Annotated in this window: 18 protein-coding genes; 5 read left to right on the top strand and 13 right to left on the bottom strand. The window is 68.3% G+C overall.

Translation table 11 applies throughout. The features are described from left to right. Positions 1–31 precede the first annotated feature (31 nt). The 3 genes from C7I84_RS02315 (at position 32) to C7I84_RS02300 (ending at position 4638) form a co-directional block, all read left to right on the top strand. Positions 32–1678, top strand: coding sequence for an ABC transporter substrate-binding protein (locus tag C7I84_RS02315; RefSeq protein ID WP_106770541.1), 1647 nt, complete (start codon positions 32–34; stop codon positions 1676–1678). Next, positions 1668–2612, top strand: coding sequence for an acetamidase/formamidase family protein (locus C7I84_RS02310; RefSeq protein WP_106770540.1), 945 nt, complete (start codon positions 1668–1670; stop codon positions 2610–2612). Before C7I84_RS02315 ends, C7I84_RS02310 begins: the two co-directional genes overlap by 11 nt. 259 nt (positions 2613–2871) lie before the next feature. After that, positions 2872–4638, top strand: a complete 1767-nt coding sequence (locus tag C7I84_RS02300) for an ABC transporter ATP-binding protein (RefSeq protein ID WP_165815952.1) — start codon at positions 2872–2874, stop codon at positions 4636–4638. Between the two features lie 18 nt (positions 4639–4656). Here the strand turns inward: C7I84_RS02300 and C7I84_RS02295 are convergent, their stop codons facing one another. From C7I84_RS02295 to C7I84_RS02285, 3 genes are read right to left on the bottom strand one after another with little or no spacing between them, the layout of a single operon-like run. Beyond that, positions 4657–5565 (bottom strand): amidohydrolase family protein, encoded by a 909-nt coding sequence (locus tag C7I84_RS02295; RefSeq protein WP_106770538.1) that lies wholly within the window; start codon positions 5563–5565, stop codon positions 4657–4659. Positions 5566–5571: 6 nt separating this feature from the next. Beyond that, positions 5572–6513 (bottom strand): threonine ammonia-lyase, encoded by a 942-nt coding sequence (locus C7I84_RS02290; protein WP_106770537.1) that lies wholly within the window; start codon positions 6511–6513, stop codon positions 5572–5574. Then, positions 6510–7523, bottom strand: a complete 1014-nt coding sequence (locus C7I84_RS02285) for a succinylglutamate desuccinylase/aspartoacylase family protein (protein WP_106770536.1) — start codon at positions 7521–7523, stop codon at positions 6510–6512. The genes C7I84_RS02290 and C7I84_RS02285 overlap by 4 nt, the downstream gene beginning before the upstream one ends. A gap of 155 nt (positions 7524–7678) precedes the next feature. On the opposite strand from C7I84_RS02285, the gene C7I84_RS02280 reads away from it, so the two are divergent. Further along, on the top strand, positions 7679–8506 hold the full coding sequence (locus tag C7I84_RS02280) for an IclR family transcriptional regulator (RefSeq protein WP_165815951.1): 828 nt from the start codon (positions 7679–7681) through the stop codon (positions 8504–8506). Positions 8507–8671: 165 nt separating this feature from the next. On the opposite strand, the gene C7I84_RS02275 is transcribed toward C7I84_RS02280, so the two are convergent. From C7I84_RS02275 to C7I84_RS02255, 5 genes are all read right to left on the bottom strand, one after another. Beyond that, complete coding sequence (locus tag C7I84_RS02275; protein WP_106770711.1) at positions 8672–9631, bottom strand: ABC transporter permease; 960 nt, start codon at positions 9629–9631, stop codon at positions 8672–8674. Next, positions 9631–10620 carry an ABC transporter permease gene (locus C7I84_RS02270; RefSeq protein WP_106770534.1) on the bottom strand — a complete coding sequence of 330 codons (990 nt, stop codon included), beginning with the start codon at positions 10618–10620 and terminating at the stop codon, positions 9631–9633. Before C7I84_RS02270 ends, C7I84_RS02275 begins: the two co-directional genes overlap by 1 nt. Next, positions 10617–11363, bottom strand: coding sequence for an ATP-binding cassette domain-containing protein (locus C7I84_RS02265; protein ID WP_106770533.1), 747 nt, complete (start codon positions 11361–11363; stop codon positions 10617–10619). The genes C7I84_RS02270 and C7I84_RS02265 overlap by 4 nt, the downstream gene beginning before the upstream one ends. Continuing rightward, positions 11356–12093, bottom strand: a complete 738-nt coding sequence (locus tag C7I84_RS02260) for an ATP-binding cassette domain-containing protein (protein ID WP_106770532.1) — start codon at positions 12091–12093, stop codon at positions 11356–11358. The genes C7I84_RS02265 and C7I84_RS02260 overlap by 8 nt, the downstream gene beginning before the upstream one ends. A gap of 164 nt (positions 12094–12257) precedes the next feature. After that, positions 12258–13466: a substrate-binding domain-containing protein gene (locus C7I84_RS02255; protein WP_106770531.1), complete on the bottom strand. Its 1209-nt coding sequence runs from the start codon at positions 13464–13466 to the stop codon at positions 12258–12260. 170 nt (positions 13467–13636) lie between these two features. On the opposite strand from C7I84_RS02255, the gene C7I84_RS02250 reads away from it, so the two are divergent. Then, positions 13637–14734 carry a lactonase family protein gene (locus C7I84_RS02250; protein ID WP_342587147.1) on the top strand — a complete coding sequence of 366 codons (1098 nt, stop codon included), beginning with the start codon at positions 13637–13639 and terminating at the stop codon, positions 14732–14734. A 38-nt stretch (positions 14735–14772) separates the two neighbouring features. On the opposite strand, the gene C7I84_RS02245 is transcribed toward C7I84_RS02250, so the two are convergent. The 5 genes from C7I84_RS02245 to ureC all read right to left on the bottom strand — a co-directional run bounded on the left by C7I84_RS02245 (position 14773) and on the right by ureC (position 19875). Beyond that, positions 14773–15792, bottom strand: coding sequence for an LLM class flavin-dependent oxidoreductase (locus tag C7I84_RS02245; RefSeq protein ID WP_106770529.1), 1020 nt, complete (start codon positions 15790–15792; stop codon positions 14773–14775). A gap of 186 nt (positions 15793–15978) precedes the next feature. After that, entirely contained in the window at positions 15979–16566 is a 588-nt protein-coding gene (locus C7I84_RS02240) for a HupE/UreJ family protein (RefSeq protein ID WP_425351288.1), read from the bottom strand. Between the two features lie 69 nt (positions 16567–16635). Continuing rightward, a complete protein-coding gene (locus C7I84_RS02235; protein WP_106770527.1) occupies positions 16636–17514 on the bottom strand; it encodes an urease accessory protein UreD in 879 nt (292 codons plus the stop codon). After that, entirely contained in the window at positions 17511–18158 is a 648-nt protein-coding gene (gene ureG / locus C7I84_RS02230; protein ID WP_106770526.1) for an urease accessory protein UreG, read from the bottom strand. Before ureG ends, C7I84_RS02235 begins: the two co-directional genes overlap by 4 nt. Before the next feature lie 4 nt (positions 18159–18162). Next, entirely contained in the window at positions 18163–19875 is a 1713-nt protein-coding gene (ureC, locus tag C7I84_RS02225) for an urease subunit alpha (RefSeq protein WP_106770525.1), read from the bottom strand. Positions 19876–19878 lie beyond the last annotated feature (3 nt).

Genomic DNA, 19878 nt, shown 5'->3' with positions numbered 1-19878 from the left:
AGAGAACCACAATGAAGAAGGGAACACTGGTATGAAAACCTATCTGGCTTCCACCGTGGCCGCATCGGCGCTTGCGCTGATGCTCGCGCTCTCTCCGGCCAAGGCGCAGGAGGAAAATCTCGATCCCAGCGCCAAGGCGGGCGGCGAGGTCGTGATCACCTACAAGGACGACGTGGCCACCCTCGACCCGGCCATCGGCTACGACTGGCAGAACTGGTCGATGATCAAGAGCCTTTACGACGGGCTGATGGACTACGAACCCGGAACCACCAACCTGCGGCCCGACCTGGCGGAGAGCTACGAGATTTCGCCGGACGGCAAGACCTTCACCTTCAAGCTGCGCAAGGGGGTGAAATTCCACAACGGTCGCGAGATGACGGCGGACGACGTCAAGTACTCGCTCGACCGTGTCACCAATCCGAAAACGCAGAGCCCCGGTGCCGGCTTCTTCGCCTCGATCGTAGGCTTCGAGGACGTCGCCGGCGGCAAGTCCGAGAGCCTGTCCGGCGTCACCGTCGTCGATCCGTCGACGGTGAAGATCGAGCTGTCGCGCCCCGACGCCACCTTCCTGCACGTCATGGCGATCAATTTTTCGCACCTCGTGCCGAAGGAGGCGGTCGAGCAGCACGGCGCCGATTTCGGCAAGAACCCGGTCGGCACCGGTGCGTACAGGATGGCGGAGTGGACGCTCGGCCAGCGGCTCGTCTTCGAGCGCAACCCGGATCATTGGCGCAAGGGCCTGCCCTATCTCGACAAGATCACCTTCGAGATCGGCCAGGAACCGATCGTCGCGCTGCTGCGCCTGCAGAAGGGCGAGGTCGACATTCCGGGCGACGGCATCCCGCCGGCGAAATTCCAGGAGGTGATGAACGATCCCGAGCAGAAGGCGCGCGTCGTCGTCGGCGGCCAGCTCCACACCGGCTACGTCACCATGAACACCACCATGGCGCCGTTCGACAACGTCAAGGTGCGCCAGGCCGTCAACATGGCGATCAACAAGGACCGCATCGTCCAGCTTATCAACAACCGCGCCGTGCCGGCCAACCAGCCGCTGCCGCCGTCCATGCCGGGCTACGACAAGGCCTTCAAGGGTTATGCCTATGAGCCGGAAAAGGCCAAGGCCTTGCTCGCCGAAGCCGGCCATCCCGACGGCTTCGAGACGGAGCTGTTCGTCATGAACACCGATCCCAATCCGCGCATCGCCCAGGCGATCCAGCAGGATCTCGCGGCCATCGGCATCAAGGCAAGCCTGCAGTCGCTGGCGCAGGCCAACGTCATCGCCGCCGGCGGCGACAAGGCCGGCGCGCCGATGATCTGGTCCGGCGGCATGGCCTGGATCGCCGACTTCCCCGACCCGTCCAATTTCTACGGCCCGATCCTGGGCTGTGGCGGCGCCGTGCCGGGCGGCTGGAACTGGGCCTGGTACTGCAACGAGGACCTCGACAAGAAGGCTGCCGAGGCCGACTCCATCGTCGATCCGGCCAAGGCCGAGGAGCGCTACAAGCTGTGGAGCGAGATCTACGGCAAGGTCATGGAGGACGCGCCCTGGGCGCCGGTGTTCAACGAGCAGCGCTTCACCATGAAGTCGCCGCGCATGGGCGGTGCCGACAACCTCTATGTCGACCCGGTCCACATCCCGATCAACTACGACTACGTGTATGTGAACGATGTGCAATAACTGCGACTACACCATCCACGGGCGCAATCATCATTTCGGCTGGGACAACTCGTTTGTCCCAGCCGAGCGGGTGGCACCGGGCTCGACCATCGAATTCGAGTGCCTGGACTCGTCCGGCGGCCAGTTCGATGCCGACAGCACCGTCGTCGACGTGCCGAAGCTCGACTTCGCCAGGGTCAACCCGGTCACCGGCCCGATCTTCGTCGAGGAGGCGGAGCCGGGCGACGCGCTCAAGATCACCATCGAGCAGTTCAAACCGTCCGGCTTCGGCTGGACGGCGAACATTCCGGGCTTCGGCCTGCTTGCCGACGATTTCACGGAACCGGCGCTGAACATCTGGAAATACGATGCGTCTTCACTGGAGCCCGCCCTATTCGGCAAAAACGCGCGGGTCCCCCTGAAGCCGTTCGCCGGCACTATCGGCAACGCGCCGGAGGAGGCGGGCCTCCATTCCGTCGTGCCGCCGCGCCGCATGGGCGGCAATCTCGATATCCGCGATCTCGCTGCCGGCACCGTGCTCTACCTGCCGGTCGAGGTCGCCGGAGCCCTGTTCTCGGTCGGCGACACGCACGCCGCGCAGGGCGACGGCGAGGTCTGCGGCACGGCGATCGAAAGCCCGATGAACGCGGTGCTCACCATCGACCTGGTCAAGGACGCGCGGCTGCGGTTCCCGCGCTTCACCACGCCGGGTCCGGTGACGCGCCATCTGGACGCGAAGGGTTACGAAGTGACGACCGGGGTCGGGCCGGACCTGATGAGCGGCGCGAAAGCCGCGGTTTCGCAGATGGTCGATCTGCTCGCCGGCCGCTACGGCCTCGACCCGGTCGAGGCCTACATGCTCGGCTCGGTCTGCGGCGATCTCAGGATCAGCGAGATCGTCGACATGCCCAACTGGGTGGTGTCGTTCTATTTCCCGCGTGTCGTGTTCGAATGATCACGGTTGCGTGTCCAGACGCCTTGGGGGATTGCAGGTTAATCGTTGATCGCCCGCATCCCTTCGCACCCCCCTCTGTCCTGCCGGATATCTTCCCCGCAAGGGGGGAGATTGGCAGCTTCGATTTTGCCGCTTGTCCTGCAAGATTGGAGATTGGCGAAAGCGGAGTTGACAGCCAATCTCCCCCCTTGCGGGGGAGATGTCCGGCAGGACAGAGGGGGGTGCGAAGGAATACCGACTTCGGCGGGTGGCCGTCCTGATGACAGCCGCCCCCATCCTCACCGTATCAAACCTCACCGTCTCCGTCCGCGGCGAGGAGGGCGAGCGCGAGGTCGTTTCCGACCTCTCCTTCGCCCTGCAAAGCGGCGAGACGCTCTGCATCGTCGGCGAATCCGGGTCCGGCAAGTCGATGACCTCGCTCGCCATCATGGCGCTGCTGCCGCGGCCGGCGGCCCGGATAAAATCAGGGACGATCCGGCTCGGCGACACCGAGCTGACCGCGCTTGACGAAGGCCGCATGCGCCGCATACGCGGCGACCGCATCGCCATGATCTTCCAGGAGCCGATGACCTCGCTGAACCCGGTGCTGACGATCGGCCGGCAGCTCATGGAGGCGATCGAGGCGCACACCGCGCTGCCGCGCAACGAAGCGCGGCGCAAGGCGATCGAGGCGCTGAACGCGGTGCGCATCCCCGCGGCCGAAAGCCGGCTGAAGCAATATCCGCATGAGCTCTCGGGCGGCATGCGCCAGCGCGTCATGATCGCCATGGCGCTCGCCTTGCAACCCGACGTGCTCATCGCCGACGAGCCGACCACGGCGCTCGACGTCACGGTACAGGGCGAGGTGCTCGAGCTGTTGCGCGACCTGCAGCGCGAGAACGGCACCAGCGTCATCCTGATCACCCACGACATGGGCGTCGTCGCGGAGATGGCGGATCGCGTCATCATCATGCGGCACGGCCGCATGGTCGAAACGGGCAGGGCGCTCGACATCTTCGCCCGCCCCCGGGCAGACTACACGCGCGAGCTGCTGGCGGCGGTGCCGCGCATCGGCAAGGGCCGCGAAGGCGGTGCGGCGGGCGGCGCGACAGGCTTCAGTTCCCAACCCGAAACCTCCCGCAACGTGGCCGAAGTGCGCGACCTGCATGTCCGCTTCGATCTGCATGGCGGCTTTTTCGGCCGCGTCGACCGGCGGGTTCATGCGGTGGAGGGGGTCAGCTTTTCCATCGCTCCGGGCGAGACGCTGTCGCTGGTGGGCGAATCCGGCTGCGGCAAGTCTACCACCGCCAAGGCGATAGCCGGGCTCGTGCCGTACACCGGCGGCATCGCGATCAACGGCCGTGATCTTGCCTCGCTCGGCGCCGCCGGGCGCAAGGCGGCGCGGCGCGACGTCCAGATGATCTTTCAGGATCCCTACGCCTCCCTCGATCCGCGCATGCGCGTGGGCGACCTCGTCGCTGAGCCGCTGGTCATCCATAGGATCGGCGACAGCGACGAGCGGCAGGCAAGGGTTGCCGCCCTGTTCGAGCGCGTCGGCCTTTCGCCCGAGCACATGGACCGCTATCCCCACGAATTCTCCGGCGGGCAGAGGCAGCGCATCTGCATCGCGCGGGCGCTGGCGCTGCGGCCGAAGCTGATCGTCGCCGACGAAAGCGTATCGGCCCTCGACGTATCGGTTCAGGCGCGTGTGCTGCGGCTGCTGAAGGATCTCCAGCGCGAGTTCGGCGTGGCCTATCTGTTCATCTCGCATGACATGGCGGTCGTGGAAAACATCTCGGATCGCGTGGCGGTGATGTATCTCGGCCAGATCGTCGAGATGGGCACGCGCGATCAGGTTTTCTCCAGTCCGGGCCATCCCTACACCAAGCGGCTGATCGAGGCCGTGCCGGTCCCTGAGCCGGCGCTGCGCCGCGTCCGCTTCGCCCGGCTCGACAGCGAAATCCCGAGCGCCGTCAGGCGCGTCGGCGACGCGCCACCCAAGCTGCGCCTGCAGGATATCGGCGGCGGCCATCTGGTGGCGGCGTGAAACGGCAGGTATTGCCGGTCAGGGCTGCGGGGGATGGTCGGCCATCCGGTAGAGCGCGGCGGCGTTGTCGTGAAAGATCGCCCGCTGCTCGGCGGCCGAAAAGCGCGCCGCCACCCGCCTGAAGACGTCGATCCATTCGGCGAAGCCGATATGCAGGCCGGCGACGGGGTAGTCGCTAGCGAACATGCTGCGTGCCGGGCCGAACAGGTCGATCGCCGTCAGCATCACGTCGGCAAGGCTGTCGAAGCTCCAGTGCGGGTCATAGGCGACCGGGTCGGAGATCTTGATCGACACGTTGCCGGCCTTGGCCGCGGAAGCCAGCCCGGCGCGCCAGCGCCGCATGCCGCCGGCATCCCGGTCCATCGGATTGCCGCAGTGATTGAGGATGAAGGAGATATCCGGAAAGGTCTCGGCCAGCCTGCGCACGTCGTCGAGCTGCCAGGGTGAGACGAGCAGGTCGAAGCTGAAGCCGTAGCGGCTGAGCAAGCCGAGGTTCTGCCGCCATGCCGGGCTGGTCAAGCGGTCGTTGTCGGGCAGACGCCGCTTGGCGGGATCGGGATGCCAGCTCAGGATCTCGCGGATTCCGACCACGCGCTCGTGCGCGGCGTGCCTTTCCAGGATCCCGGCGGCGCAGGGTTCGAGCAGCGGGGCGTAGGCGACATAGCGCGCCGCGATGCCCGCCGGCCGCTCGAGTCCGTCGAGCCATTCGGTCTCGCCGATCGGATCGGCCGGATCCCAGTTGCCCTCGACATGGACGCTGCTGACGATGCCGCAGCCATCCGCCATCCGCGCATAATCGTCGGGGAGGAAATCGCGCCGCAGCGGCGCGATGTCGTCACCGGCCTCGCCGCTCATCAGCCACGGATGCCTGCCGAGACCGAAATCCCAGAAATGGTGGTGGGCATCGATGATCGGGCCGTCATACATGGCGGCTCAGCCGGCGAGGCCTTCGGGGCCGGCGCCGCACACCAGCGCGCAGGCGTTGCTGCCGGCTTCCAGCCTCAGCCGGCCCGTGCGCAGCGCCGCCACCGCGGCGGCACCGCTGAGGTCGGCGGCGAGGCCGAGCTCGAACCACAGCCAGCGCGCCGCCTCCACCATCTCCTCGTCCTCGACCAGCACGACCTCATCGATCGCGTCCTTCGACAGCGCGAACACCGCCGGCTCGGTCTTCGCGCAGGCCATGGTGGCGACCCGGGTCGTCACCTTGTCCAGCGCCACCACCGCGCCGGCGGCCAGCGAGGCGTGGAAGGTCGGCGAGCCGGTCGGCTCGATGCCGATGATGCGGATGGACGGCTTAAGTGCCTTCAGTGCCACCGCCATGCCGGTGATCAGGCCGCCGCCGCCGATCGCCACGAGGACGGTGTCGAGGTCCGGCTTGTCCTCCAGCAGCTCCAGCGCCACGGTTCCCTGGCCCGCCAGCACCAGCGGGTCGGCGAACGGGTGGAAATAGGCGGCGCCATGACGCTCGGCGAACGCCAGCGCATGCACATTGGTCTCGTTCCAGATCGATCCGACCACCTCGACCTTCGCGCCCAGTTTCCGCAGCTTGTCGATCTTGGCGGGGGAGGCGTTAGTCGGCACGAAAATGGTGGCGGGCACGCCGGCGATGCGCGCGGCACGCGCTACCGCGAGGCCGTGATTGCCGCCGGAAGCCGTCACGACGCCGCCGGCCAGCTCGGCCGCGGGCGTCGCCAGCAGGCGGTTCGTGGCGCCGCGCGCCTTGAACGAGCCCGTCGCCTGAAGGCATTCCAGCTTGAGCCACAGCGAGGCCTCGGTCGGCGGCCGGTCGAGCGCTGTCGCACGCATCAACGGCGTGCGCCTGACATACGGCGCGATGCGCAGGGCTGCGGCATGGATGTCGTCGAGCGTGATCAAGACCGGTCCTCGCATTTCGACGCGACCACCACGCAGCAGTTGCCGGGCTTGACTCGGCCCGGGTGCCGGCGGCCGTAGACGATTCCATCCGCGCCATGCACCAGTTCCTCCGGCGTCCGCTGCGGATCGGTGAGGAAGTGGATGCGCCCGGCCGGCTGCCCGGCGCTCACCGCCGCGCCGAGGTCTTGATAGGGCTCGAACACGCCGGCTTGCGTGGCCATGACATAGGAGCGCGGACCGGCAATGGCGTAGAGCATGTCGCCGGCCGCTCCCGAAGCCGGCGCGACCTCATCTTCCAGCACGCCGAGATGGACGAGTACGTTGCGCACACCGTCGCGGCAGATGCGCACGGCCTCCGGCGACACCGTGCCGGTGCCGGCCATCTCGGTGCCCACCGTCACCAGCCCTGCCCGGACGGCCGACGCGGTCGAGGTGCGCGGATCGCCGAAATTGGAGATCACCACCGTCATCGGCGCGCCGAAGGCCCGCACCGCCGCGCGGATCCTGCCGGCCAGCTCGGCATCCTCGGCCGGCTCTACGATGGCGCTCGGGATGATCGACAGCGATGAGCCGCCCGAATGCAGGTCGACGAAGGCGTCGGCCAGCGGAAACAGCACGTCGTTGACATAGGCGGAGAGCTGCTGGGTGATCGAGCCCAGCGGGTCGCCGGGAAAGGTGCGGTTGAAGTTCAGCCCGTCGAGCGGTGAGACCCGGCGCGCCGCCTCGACCGCCGGCGTATTGATGGCGGGCACGATGATCAGCCGGCCATTGATGTGTTCGGGCGCCAGATCCCGGATCAACTCACCGAGCACGATCGGCCCTTCATACTCGTCGCCGTGGTTGCCGCCCTGCAGGATCACGGTCGGTCCCGTGCCGTTGCGGATCACCGCCAGCGGCACCCGCACCACGCCCCAGGCGTCGTCATGGACCGACGACGGCAGGTTCAGGAAGCCGACCTGCTTTCCCGTCCGCTCGAAGTCGATGTCGGTGAAGCCGATGGATTGGGTCATGGCGGCCTGTCGTGGTCGGAGGCGGAGAGGCCGAACGGCCATGTTTTCCAAATATGAAAAAGCTATTTGACATAAGATACAACGGCCCCGATGCTGTCAATGACCTCATCCTGTATGGCTGTATGGATGGGCGGACGAATCGGGACGGGTTGAAGATGGCGAAGCGGCCGACGGCGCCGGAGCGCAGCGAGGAGGTCGCCACCTACCGGGCGCCGGCGCTGGAGAAGGGCCTCGACATCCTGGAGCTTCTGGCCGGCCAGCCCGGCGGGCTGATCCTGTCGCAGATCGCCCACAGCCTCGACCGCTCCGTGCAGGAGGTCTACCGCGTCGTTGTCTCGCTGGAGCGGCGCGGCTACGTGGCGAGACGGCCGCCGTCGGACGCGTTCTTCCTGTCGATGAAGCTGTTCGACCTCGCCTGCAACCACCCGCCGACACGCATCCTGCTCGACGCGGCGCAGCCAATCCTGCAGATGCTCGCCACCCGCATCAACGAGTCGGTCATCCTGTCCGTGCTCGACGGGCTCAAGGTGCGGGTGATCGCCGTCGCCGACAACCCGGCGCCGATCGGCTTTCGCGTGCGCCTAGGCACGCAGAGCCGGTTGCTCGGCACGGCCTCCGGCCGGACCCTGCTGGCCTTCCAGAACGACAGGCAGCGCGCCGGCCTGCTCGAGGCGCTGGTCGAGGAGCATCGCGCCGCCGGCGGCGATGCCGCTCCCCTGCTGGCGCGCATCGAGCGCATCGCCGAACGCGGCTACGAGGTCGTCGCCGACGAGACGCTCAAGGGCATCACCGACGTCAGCTTCCCCATCCTCGACGGCAGCGGCAGCGCGCAGGCCGCGCTCACCATGCCCTTCGTGCTGTGGGTGACCAACCAGGTCCGCCTCGCCGACGCCTCCCGGCATCTCTACGAAGCCGCCGTCATGCTGAACGAACAGATGGGCGGCCGGCTGCCGGTCGGCGACTTCACGCTGGACGAGGGGTGACGCTTCGCCGTTCGGCAACGAGCTTGTCTCTCTACAAGACGCCAATCGTTGATGGCTCGGTACAAGGTACCCCTCCCCCTTGAGGGGAGGGTTAGGGGTGGGGGTAACTGATGCGATGGCCCTTCTCCTTGAACGACCCGCCGAGAGCGATGGGCGACATCAGCGTCAGATCGACGTCCGCACATGCGGGTCACGCCCGTAGAACGACACCAGCAGGACGATGACTGCGCCGAGAACGGCCTGCACGACCGAAGGCTGCAGCCCCAGTCCGATCAGCAACGTGTTGATCTCGGTCAGCACCAGCGCGCCGGCGACAGTGCCGACATAGGAGCCGCGGCCGCCCACCAGGGCGGTGCCGCCGATGACCACGGCGGCGATCGTCTGGAAGAGGTAGGGCTGCCCGACCTCGCCATAGGCTGACCCGGTGAAGCCGAGCAGCAGGATGCCGGTGACGGCGGCGAAGCCGGCGCTGACGGCGAAGGTGATCGTCCACATGGCGATCGGATTGATCAGCGCCAGCGGCGCCGCGCGCGGATTGCTGCCGAGGGCGAAGACGCGCCGGCCATAGGGCGTGCGCGCCAGAACGACGACGATGAGAGCGGCCAGCACGACGAAGCACGGCACCAGCCACGGCACCGGCAGCACGCCCGCCGAGCCGCCGATCGAGACGAACTCCGACAGGGCGGGAGGAGCAGAGCCCGACGGAAAGCCGCCGGTCCATAGCAGCACGGTACCCTGCACGATCGTGCCGATGCCCAGCGTGACGATCAGCGGATGAAGCTTGAGGGAGGATGAGATCAGCCCGTTCACCGCCCCGACGAGGCAGGCAAGTGCGACGACCACGAGGCAGACCAGCGCGAAGTTCATGCCCTGGCCGTAGAGCTGCGCGGTGACGACATTGGCGAAGCCGATCAGGAACGGGATCGACAGGTCGATGCCGCCGATGATGACCACCAGCGTCTGCCCGATCGAGGCGATGGCCAGCAGCGAGGCGAGCACCAGCATCGCCCGGATCGAGAATTCGGAGCTGTAGCCGGGGATGAGCACGGTGCCGAGCACGTGCAGGCCGACCGCCACCGTCAGCGACCCCGCGACCCGCCACTGGTCGCTCGTCCAGCGCGACATCATGCCGTCTCCTTCGCCCGGCCGAGCAATCGCTCGTGCAGCGCGGTGAGCACGATCGCCAGCACCAGCACCACGCCATAGGCGATCTGCAGCACGAAGGTCGACAGGTTGAAATAGGTGAGGGCGCTCTGCAGCAGGAAGATGTCGATCGCCCCGATCGCCGCGCCGAGCAGGCCGCCCCTGCCTCCGGCCAGGCTGACGCCGCCCAGCGCCACGGCCGAAATCGCCATGAGGGTGTAGGTCGGCCCGATCGACGGGTCGGCCGAGCCGATCAGCGCCGTCATCATCAGCGCCGCGACGCCGGCGAAGGCGCCGGTGATGACGTAGGACAGGAAACGGACCAAGGTGACCGGAATGCCCGCGGTATAGGCCGCGCGGTCGTCGCTGCCGACCGCCATCAGGTGATCATAATAGGGCAGCCGCCGTATGGCGATCCAGGCCAGGAAGACGGCCGTCAGCGGCAGGATCGACAGCGGCCCGCCGAGCGCTCGCAGCCAGGCAGGCACCGTGCCGGTGGGCGCGGGCAGGATGGTCAGCGTGATGCCGATCAGGATCAGATAGGTGCCCAGCGTAGCGACGATCGGCTGGATGCGCAGCACCGTCGCCAGCACGCCGTTGCCCGCGCCCACCGCCGCCCCGATGAGGACGGCGGCCGGCACGATGATCCACGGCGTCTCGATGCCGAGGCGCTGCACCAGCACCAGCACGATCAGCGCATTGATGAAGCCCATCAGCGGCCCGACCGAGATGTCGATGCCGCCGCGTCCGCCGAGAATCGCCGGCGTCGAGGCGAGCGCCGCGCCGATCAGCGGCGCGGCAAGCCCGATCAGCGTTCCCCAGGCGCCGGGCGCGAAGCGGGCCGGGTTGACGGCGATGTTGACGGCGAGCAGCAGCACCAGCAGCACCGGGCCGAAGCCGGCCTGCTGCCATGCCGCCCGCGCCCAGCCGAAATCGCCGCCCTTGCGATCCGATCGCACAACCGCGCTCATTGCGCCCGCCCGAACATGATGGAGATGATGCGCTCGGCCGCGAGGTCGTCCCCGGTCACTGTCGACGCCACCTGCTGCTCGCGGAAGACGACGATCCGGCGGCAGAGCAGCAGCATTTCCTCGATCTCCGTGGACAGGATGACGAGCCCGACCCCTTCCGCTGCCAGTTCCCTGAACACCGCGTAGAGCGTCTGGCGGGTGGCGATGTCGACGCCGCGCGTCGGGTCGTTGAGCAGCAGCACGTCGGGCTTGTGGGCGAGCGCGCGGGCGAGCAGCACCTTCTGCTGGTTGCCGCCTGACAGCGTCGTGATGGCGTTGCGCGGTTGTTGCGCCACGATGGAGAGCCGTTCTCGGTAGTAGTCGTAGCGCCTGCGCCGCTCGCGCCGGCTGATCAGGCCGAAGCGGCGGTCCTGCCCGACGGTGGCGATGGCGAAATTGTCCACGATCGACATCGTCGGAAAGATGCCGGTGGCGCGGCGGTCGCGCGGCAGGTAGGCGACGCCGCCGGCGATCGCCCTGCGCAGGCTGGTTACGGCATGATCGGCGCCGTCGCGTCGGGACACGACGCTGCCGGCGGCGGGCGCGTGAAGGCCGGCCAGCACTTCGATGAACCGCTCCTGGCCGTGTCCGTCGAGCCCGGCCAGGCCGACGATCTCGCCGGCGCCGACGTCGAGGTCGAAGGGCTCGGCGCCGGCCTTCAGGGCGATGCCGCGCGCCGACAGCCGCGGTTCGGCGTCAGCCATGCCGCAGCCCCCGGGCTGTCTCGGGAGCCATCAGCGCCAGCAGCTCGTCCGGCTTCAGAGCCTCGCGCGTCAGCGTGCGCACCACCCGCCCGCTGCGCAGCACGGTGACCTGGTCCGACAGCGACATCACCTCGTCCATCCTGTGCGTGATGAAGATCACCAGCCGGCCCTCGGCCGCCTGGCCGCGCATAAGCGCGAAGACCGCCTCGCGGTCGGCGAAATCCAGCGCCGCGGTCACCTCGTCGAGGATGAGCACGCGCGGCTCGCGCAGCAGCGCGCGGGCAAGCACCACCAGCTGCTGCGCGGCAAGCGGCAGGTCGGCGGCGAGCGCATCCAGCGGCACAGGCGACACGGCGAAGCGGCCAAGCACGCGTGAGGCGGTCTGGCGCCGCTGGCTCCGCGGTATCAGCCGGCTGAACAGGCCGTCATAGCCGAGCAGCACGTTGTCGACGACGGTGCGGTCCGGCGCGATCAGCACCTCCTGGAACACCGTGGCGAAACCGGCGGCCCTGAAACCGCGCGGATCGCGGGCGGCGATGTCGCGTCCCTCCAGCCGGACCGCGCCGCGGTCCGGCGACACGATGCCGCTCAGCAGCTTGACCAGCGTGCTCTTGCCGGAGCCGTTCTCGCCGAGGATCGTATGGATCGTGCCCGGCCTGAACGAGATCGACGCGCCGTCGAGGGCGACGGTCTCGCCGTAGCGCTTGGAGAGATCGACGATGTCAAGCATTCACACCCCATGGCGGGAACGACCACGCTACGATACCGCACCATTCGTGGTCCGCACCCACCCCGCGCCGTTTCCCACAAGAGAACAAAATGCCCGCCCATCGAGGGCGGGCATTTGCCGGGACGTCGAGGTCTGGCCCGCGACCCCGACGATCCAGGAAGGCGCTAATTCGCGGCGCAGGGATCCGGCGTCTGGCCGTAGTCGAAGAGGGGAACGGCGGCCGGCTTGGCGAAATAGGCGTCCATCATCGGGTCGGGCAGCGGATCCTGCGGCGCGACCGGGAACACCGATACCGCGTCCTTTGTCATGCAGGAGGCGTACCATTTGTCGAGTTCGGCCTGCTTCACCTCCGGCACCGGCACCATGATGATGTTGAGCTTCGGCTGTTGGCCCTCCAGTACCCGCACCCCGACGCGGAACAGCGTCTGCGCGGTCCAGGACGGCATCAGCGCGCCGCCGGTGAACTTGAACTTGTCCGGGTTGTCCTTCCAGTAGCCCAGCGCGTCGCCGGAAATGCTGCCCGAGACCAGCGGCACCGGCCGCCCGGCCTGCTCGAATGCTTCGTCGACGATGCGCGCCTCGCTGCCCGAGGTCCAGACCGCGTCGATCGGCTGCGGATTGGTGGCGAGCACCTGCAGCACCACCGTTTTTGTGACGTTGGGCGACCAGTTGCCGTTGACGTCGCGCACCACCTTGACATCCGGGGCCTCGGCGAAGGCCTTGTCGGCGCCGGCGCGCTGCTGCGCCACCAGCGGGCTGCCGGCGATGCCCTCGACACGCAGCACGTTGCCCTTGCCGCCGAGCCCGTCGACGATGCCCTTGGCAAGGTCGTAGCCGAACTTCACGTAGTTGGAATCGACATTGACCGCATAGGGGCTGGTGACCGCGCCGGCACCGGTGACGAACGGTATTCCCGCCTTGTGGGCCGCCTCGATCGCCTCGTTCAGCGCCGTCGAAGAGCCGGCGAAGGAGGTGATGATGCTGCACTTCTTGTCGATGAAGGCGCGGACCTGCGCGATCTGCTGGCTGGTGTCGCCGTTGGAATCCGACATCTCGAAATCGGACACCCAGCCTTCCTTCTGGTAGAGGCCGACCAGGCGCTTCAGCTCGTTGGTGACCGAAACGCGCCAGGGATTGCCCTGGTACGATTCCGAATGGCACCATTTCCACGGTTTCGGCGGTGCCTTGAAGTCGTCGAAGGCGGCGGGCTGCACGGTGTCCTCGACGCCGGTATAGAGCGCCTTGATGTCGTCGGGCAGCGTGGCGAAGGAAGGCGGCAGTTCGGCCGCCCCGGCGCCGCTCGCCCCCGCCAGCATTCCGCCTGCCAATGCCATCGCGACCACGCCTGCGGCCGACCTTGCCTGCCTCTTCATTCCCTTTGCCTCCTCTTCCCGGGAAAGAATATGTGCCCGCTGCGGGCCGCTCATACCGGACATCTCGCTTCTTTTTCGTATTTGAGAAATCCTGTTCATATGAGATAGATTGCCTGCCGGACTGTCAACTGGAATATTGGAACGGTTCTGGCCGTTCCGGGAAACGTTTCGTGGGATTTCGTATGCTGCATGTGTTCGTCGGTTGCCTCAATCGGACCGCACCCTATTTCTCGCGGGCGCACGGCGTGGGGCTCGCCGTCTACGCCTTCGACGAAGACAGCCTGGCTTTCGAGAAGCGGGCGGAAACGGGCGATGTCGACAATCCGACCTTCCTCTCGGTCGATCCTGAGAAGCGCAGCGTTTATGCCACGTCCGAAGTGTACGAGTGGAAGGAGGGGACGGTCAGCGCCTACCGCTTCGATCCCGACGGCGGCGTCCTCACCTACCTGAACAAGCAGGTCACGCTCGGCAGCATCGCCGCGCACAGCAGCCTCTCCCGCGACGGCCGCTTCCTGATGGTCGCGAACTACTCCATGGGCGAGGGCGGACCCGACCGCTCGGTTTCGGTGTTCGGCCGCAATCCGGACGGAAGCCTGACGCCGGCGGTGTCCGGCGTGGTCCATAGCGGGTCCGGGCCGAACCGGGAGCGCCAGGAGCGCAGCCATGCGCATTGCGCGCTGCAGCTTGCCGATGACGGGCTGGTGCTGGTGGCCGACCTCGGCCTCGACCGCGTGTTCGGCTACCGCCTCGGCTCGGACGGGACGCTGGCGCGGCAGACGGAAGTCGCGGCTGCGTCCGGCGCCGGGCCGCGCCACATCGCGCTCCATCCCGACGGGCGCACCGTCTTCGTCTTCAACGAGCTGGATTCGACGGTCGCGTCCATGCGCCTGCAGGCGGACGGCTCGTTTGCGGTCCTCGACGTGGTCGCGGCGCTGCCCGCCGGGGTCTCGCATTCGCACGCCGCCGACATCCACATCTCGCCGGACGGGCGCTTCCTCTACGGCTCCAATCGCGGTCACGATTCCATCGCCGTCTTCGCGGTCGAGCAGGGCAGCGGCAAGCTCACGCCGCGCGGCCATGTCTCAAGCGGCGGCAGGACCCCGCGCAACTTCACCCTGACGCCTTCCGGCCGCCATCTGCTGGTGGCCAACCAGGACAGCGACGTAATCGTGCTTCTGGCGCGCGATGCCGAGACAGGCGATCTTACCGACACCGGCCGCCGGCTGGAGATCGGCACGCCGATGTGCGTGCGCGTCGCAGCCCTGTAGCGCTGTTCTGCCGCTTGCGCGCGTCTGCCGCGCGGGCGTCAGCGCCAGCCCAGACCCGGTGCGACGTGGGTCAGGATCGCCTCGATCACATGCGCGTTGTAGTCGACGCCGAGCTGGTTGGGCACGGTGAGCAGCAGCGTGTCGGCTTCAGCGATGGCCTCGTCGCCCTTCAGCTGGTCGATGAGGGCGTCCGGCTCGCCGGGATAGCTACGGCCGAACACCGCGCGCGTATCCGCCTCGATGTAGCCGAACTGATCCTTGTTGTCGCTTCCGCCGAAATAGGCGCGGTCGCGGTCGTCCACCAGCGCGAAGATGCTGCGGCTGACCGACACCCGTGCCTCGCGTTCGTGGCCGGCCGCCTTCCACGCCGTGCGAAACACCCGGATCTGCTCGGCCTGCTGGATGTGAAAGGGTTTTCCGCCCTCGTCGAACTTGAGCGTAGAGCTCTGCAGATTCATGCCCAGTTTCGCCGCCCATTCGGCGGTGGCGTTGGTGGCCGCGCCCCACCAGATGCGCTCGCGCAGGCCTTCCGAATGCGGCTCGACGCGCAGAAGACCGGGCGGATTGGGGAACATCGGCCGCGGGTTGGGCTGGGCGAACCCCTTGCCGCGCAGCACTTCGAGCAGCACTTCCGTATGCCGCCGTGCCATGTCGGCATCGGTCTGTCCGTCTTGGGGGACGTGGCCGAAGTAGCGCCAACCGTCGATCACCTGCTCCGGCGAGCCGCGGCTGATGCCGAGTTGCAGCCGCCCGCCGGCGATCAGGTCGGCGGCGCCCGCGTCCTCGGCCATGTAGAGCGGGTTCTCGTAGCGCATGTCGATCACCGCCGTGCCGATCTCGATGCGCTTCGTCTTGGCGCCGACCGCCGCCAGCAGCGGGAACGGCGATGCCAGTTGGCGGGCGAAGTGATGGACGCGGAAATACGCCCCGTCCGCCCCCAGCTCCTCGGCAGCGACGGCGAGGTCGATGGACTGCAGCAGCGCGTCGGCCGCCGTCCGCGTCTGCGATTGTGGCGAGGGCGACCAATGGCCGAACGACAGGAAGCCGATTTTTTTCATGCTGCTGTTTAGCGCGCCCGTCCATGGCGCGCCACGTTGAAATTCGGGCAAACGGCCATGGGCTCTCAGCCGTTCTCCAGGCGCTGCTTGAGCTCGACCGCGGGGCAGCCGAGCTTGACCCGGCCGCGCTCGACGACCACCGCGCGATCCACCGCCCCGGCCTTCGACCGAGCCGGTAGCGGATTGTCAGACCACGCCGGTCACGAGGCCGAGCCCGACGACCGCCACGACCGCGCCGGCCACGCGCACCAGCGTCTGCCCGATCTTGCCGGACTCGCTGCCGATCGCCACGCCGAGGCCGATGCCCGCCGCGTGCAGCAGCGCCGTGGCCGCCACGAAGCCGGCTCCATAGGCGAGGCCGCCCGCGTCTTCCGGCATCTCGGCGCCGTGCGCGTAGCCGTGGAATACAGCGAAGAAGCCGACCAGTGCCATCGCGATCGGCACCGCCGCCCGCAGGTGGAAGGCCACCGCGGCGCCGAGCACGACCACCGACAGGCCAATGCCGAGTTCGATGAAAGGCACGGCAACGCCGGCAAGCCCGAGCGCTCCGCCGAGCGCCATCACGGCGACGAAGCTGGCTGGCACCAGCCAGACGGCGCGCCCGCCGAGCTGGGCGGCGAACACGCCGACCATCACCATGGCGAGGATGTGGTCGAGCCCGCCGATCGGATGCATGAAGCCGTGGGCGAAGCCGCTGGTGTCGCCGACGCCGGTATGCGCCTGGGCCACGCCCGCGGTGAGCGCGAGAAGCGGTGCCGCGAGCAGCGCGGCCAACGGTCTGGTGGTCATGGTCTTTCCTTTCATCGATGGAACGGGCTCCGCGCGGCGTCGGATATGGAAGCCTCACTTGCGCCGAGGCGCCGGCGCGCTGCCGAAGGCCGCGCGCACGCTAATGGAGAACAGCAGTTCGGCGACACGGCGGGCGGCAACCGCATCGGCGGCGAGGCAGCGCACGCCCCAGCCGGCGCCGTTGGGCAGCGTGCTGACGCCCGCGACCGCGTGGCCGTCCGGCGCCAGGGCGGCCAGGTCTTCCCTGACCGGCAGACGCGCCGGGTCGCCGAGCAGCAGGAAACTGGAGACGACGCGCCAGCCGCCGACCGGCGAGGAGGGCCCGACCAGGGCCTCGCCGGTGACGCGAAAACAGTCGCGCAGCAGCAGGCGGCCGGCGGCGTCGCGAACGACGACCTCCGACGCGAGCCGGTCGAACGGCCGCGCCGCGCCCAGCGGATCGTGCAGGGCGAAGGCATCGGCGAGCAGCAGCACCGCCCCCGGCGCCATTTTCGCCTCCAGCCGGTTGACGCAGGAGGCGCCGGGAAACAGCACGAGCGGGTCGGGCGTCAGCGCCAGGAACGCGTCCTCCTCCAGCGCGATCTCGACCGTCTGGCGGGCCGGCTGGCCGTGGCAGTCGTGCACGACGGTCGCCGCCTGGGTAGTGACGTGCGCGGCCGCCCGCGCTCCGATATCGTAGCGGCAGGCGAGGCGTTCGGCGCGATACAGCCCGCCCGAAGAGGATTGCTGGTAGACGGTGAGCAGCGACGGGATGGCGGAATCCAGCGCGAACGGCCGGGTCAGGTGAAACGGGTAGGATACGAACTGGCGACCGACCGCGGTGCGGCCGCCGTGGCGCAGGAAGGCGAGCTCGAAGCGGCCGGCGGGCACGCCCGTAGTGGCCGCCGGCACGCTCGCTTCGCCCGGCGGCGGCGGCTGCCAGTGGCTGGTCATCGGAACAGCACGGCGGACAGGATCTTGTCGGCGATCGCCTCGATCCCCTCCGCCTTGCGGCAGTTGGTCAGCACGATCGGCCGCCCGCCGCGGGCCGCCGTCGCCTCCGCTTCCATGCGGGGCAGATCGACGCCGACATAAGGCGCCAGATCGGTCTTGTTGACGACCAGCAGGTCGCATTTCAGCACCCCCGGCCCGTTCTTGCGCGGGATGTCGTCGCCGCCGGCGACGTCGATGACGAACATCCACCAGTCGACGAGATCGAGCGAGAAGGTCGAGGCGAGATTGTCGCCGCCGCTCTCGATCAGGATCAGCTCGGCGTCTGGAAAGCGCGCCTCCAGCTCGTCGGCGGCGGCGATGTTGAGGGTCGGATCCTCGCGGATCACCGTGTGTGGGCACGCGCCGGCCTCGACCGCGGCGACACGCGCCGGATCGATCAGCCCGGAACGGCGGATGCGCTCGGCATCCTCGGCCGTCACCAGGTCGTTGGTGACGATCGCCAGCGACACGCCGCGCGCCGCGAACGCCGGGATCAGCCGCTCGATCAGCGCCGTCTTGCCGGAGCCGACCGGGCCGCCGATGCCGACGCGCGCCGCGCCGACGCGCGAGGCCGTTTTGCCGTGGGGGGAAAGCCGTGCGTCCATCGTCTCACCTCAGCATGTAGCGCTGCGCGAGCGGCAGCTCGTGCGCCGGCTCGCAGGTCGCCAGCTCGCCGTCGACGAACACGTCGAAGGTCTGCGGGTCGACGCGGATGTTGGGGCAGGCGTCGTTGTGCAGCATGTCCTTCTTCGACAGCGCCCGGCTGCCGCGCGACGGCAGCAGCGCCTTCTTCAGGTCGAGCGTGTCCGCTAGCCCGCGCTCGATCGCCAGCGGGTTGACGAAGCAGGCCGACAGCGCCTGCTTGGCCCGCCCGAACGCGCCCCATTGCGGCCGCAGCAGCAGCGGCTCGCAGGTCATCAGCGAGGCGGCGCTGTCGCCCATCGCGCCCCAGGCGATGAAGCCCCCCTTGATGATCAGCTCCGGTTTGATGCCGAAGAAGGCCGGCCGCCACACCACGATGTCGGCCAGCTTGCCGTCCTCCAGCGAGCCGATGTGCTCGGCGATGCCGAAGGTGCGGGCGGCGTTGATGGTGTATTTGGCGACGTAGCGCTTGATGCGCTCGTTGTCGCCGAAGCCGGTCCTCTCCTCGGGCAGGCGGCCGCGCTGCTTCTTCATCTTGTCGGCGAGCTGCCAGGTGCGGCAGATCACCTCGTTGATGCGGCCCATGCCCTGGCTGTCGGAGCCCAGCATCGAGATGGCGCCGATGTCGTGCAAAATGTCCTCGGCGGCGATCGTCTGGGCGCGGATGCGGCTTTCGGCGAAGGCCACGTCCTCGGGGATCGCTGGGTTGAGGTGGTGGCACACCATCGTCATGTCGAGGTGCTCGTCGAAGGTGTTGACCGTGTAGGGGTTGGTCGGGTTGGTCGACGAGGGCAGGCACCACGGCACGCCGGCGACGCGGATGATGTCCGGCGCGTGGCCGCCGCCGGCGCCCTCGGTGTGGTACATGTGGATGGTGCGGCCCTTGATGGCGGCCAGCGTGTCCTCGAGGAAACCCGACTCGTTCAGCGTGTCGGTGTGGATCTGCACCGGGAAATCGAGCTGGTCGGCCACCGTCAGGCAGGTGTCGATCGAGGCCGGCATGGTGCCCCAGTCCTCGTGCAGCTTGAGCCCGAGGCAGCCGGTCTCGATCTGCTCGACCAGCGAGGCCGGCCGGTGCGAGTTGCCGCGGCCGAGGAAGCCGAAATTGATCGGCCAGTGCTCGGCCGCCTGCAGCATTTTGCCGACGTTGAACGGCCCGCCGCAGTCGATGCCGACGGTGATCGGCCCGAGCGAGCCGCCGAGCATGGTGGTGATGCCGGAGGCGATGGCGTGCTCGCAGAGCTGGGCGCTGTCGAAATGCACATGCACGTCGATGGCTCCGGCGGTGGCGATCAGGCCCTCGCAGTCGCGCACCGTGGTGGCGGCCGAGACGATCAGGCGCGGGTCGACGCCGTCCATGACCGCCGGGTTGCCGGCTTTGCCGATGCCTACGATCTTGCCGTCCCTGACGCCGAGGTCGCCCTTGACGATGCCGACGACCGCGTCGATCACCGTGACGTTGCAGAGCAGGAAGTCGAGCGCACCCTCGGCGCTGGTGACGCCGGCGGCCAGCCCGGCGCCGTCGCGCAGGGTCTTGCCGCCGCCATGCAGGCACTCGTCGCCGTAGACGCCGAAATCCTTCTCGACGATGGCGACGAGTTCGGTGTCGCCGAGGCGAAAACCGTCGCCGGTGGTCGGGCCGTACATGGCGGCATAGTCGCGGCGGGACAGGGTTGCCATGGA

Origin of the sequence: Kumtagia ephedrae (genome assembly GCF_003012745.1) — a bacterium.
Classification (GTDB): Bacteria; Pseudomonadota; Alphaproteobacteria; order Rhizobiales; family Rhizobiaceae; genus Kumtagia; species Kumtagia ephedrae.
The sequence above is the reverse complement of the archived record's forward strand: the minus strand, read 5'-3'. Positions and strand labels throughout refer to the sequence as shown.

Coding starts and splice junctions, on each gene's coding strand:
- C7I84_RS02235 (WP_106770527.1), bottom strand. CDS start 17,514: ATGACCAGCCACTGGCAGCCGCCGCCGCCGGGCGAAGCGAGCGTGCCG.
- C7I84_RS02295 (WP_106770538.1), bottom strand. CDS start 5,565: ATGTATGACGGCCCGATCATCGATGCCCACCACCATTTCTGGGATTTC.
- C7I84_RS02280 (WP_165815951.1), top strand. CDS start 7,679: ATGGCGAAGCGGCCGACGGCGCCGGAGCGCAGCGAGGAGGTCGCCACC.
- C7I84_RS02310 (WP_106770540.1), top strand. CDS start 1,668: ATGTGCAATAACTGCGACTACACCATCCACGGGCGCAATCATCATTTC.
- ureC (WP_106770525.1), bottom strand. CDS start 19,875: ATGGCAACCCTGTCCCGCCGCGACTATGCCGCCATGTACGGCCCGACC.
- ureG (WP_106770526.1), bottom strand. CDS start 18,158: ATGGACGCACGGCTTTCCCCCCACGGCAAAACGGCCTCGCGCGTCGGC.
- C7I84_RS02255 (WP_106770531.1), bottom strand. CDS start 13,466: ATGAAGAGGCAGGCAAGGTCGGCCGCAGGCGTGGTCGCGATGGCATTG.
- C7I84_RS02265 (WP_106770533.1), bottom strand. CDS start 11,363: ATGGCTGACGCCGAACCGCGGCTGTCGGCGCGCGGCATCGCCCTGAAG.
- C7I84_RS02270 (WP_106770534.1), bottom strand. CDS start 10,620: ATGAGCGCGGTTGTGCGATCGGATCGCAAGGGCGGCGATTTCGGCTGG.
- C7I84_RS02275 (WP_106770711.1), bottom strand. CDS start 9,631: ATGTCGCGCTGGACGAGCGACCAGTGGCGGGTCGCGGGGTCGCTGACG.
- C7I84_RS02300 (WP_165815952.1), top strand. CDS start 2,872: ATGACAGCCGCCCCCATCCTCACCGTATCAAACCTCACCGTCTCCGTC.
- C7I84_RS02245 (WP_106770529.1), bottom strand. CDS start 15,792: ATGAAAAAAATCGGCTTCCTGTCGTTCGGCCATTGGTCGCCCTCGCCA.
- C7I84_RS02315 (WP_106770541.1), top strand. CDS start 32: ATGAAAACCTATCTGGCTTCCACCGTGGCCGCATCGGCGCTTGCGCTG.
- C7I84_RS02260 (WP_106770532.1), bottom strand. CDS start 12,093: ATGCTTGACATCGTCGATCTCTCCAAGCGCTACGGCGAGACCGTCGCC.
- C7I84_RS02285 (WP_106770536.1), bottom strand. CDS start 7,523: ATGACCCAATCCATCGGCTTCACCGACATCGACTTCGAGCGGACGGGA.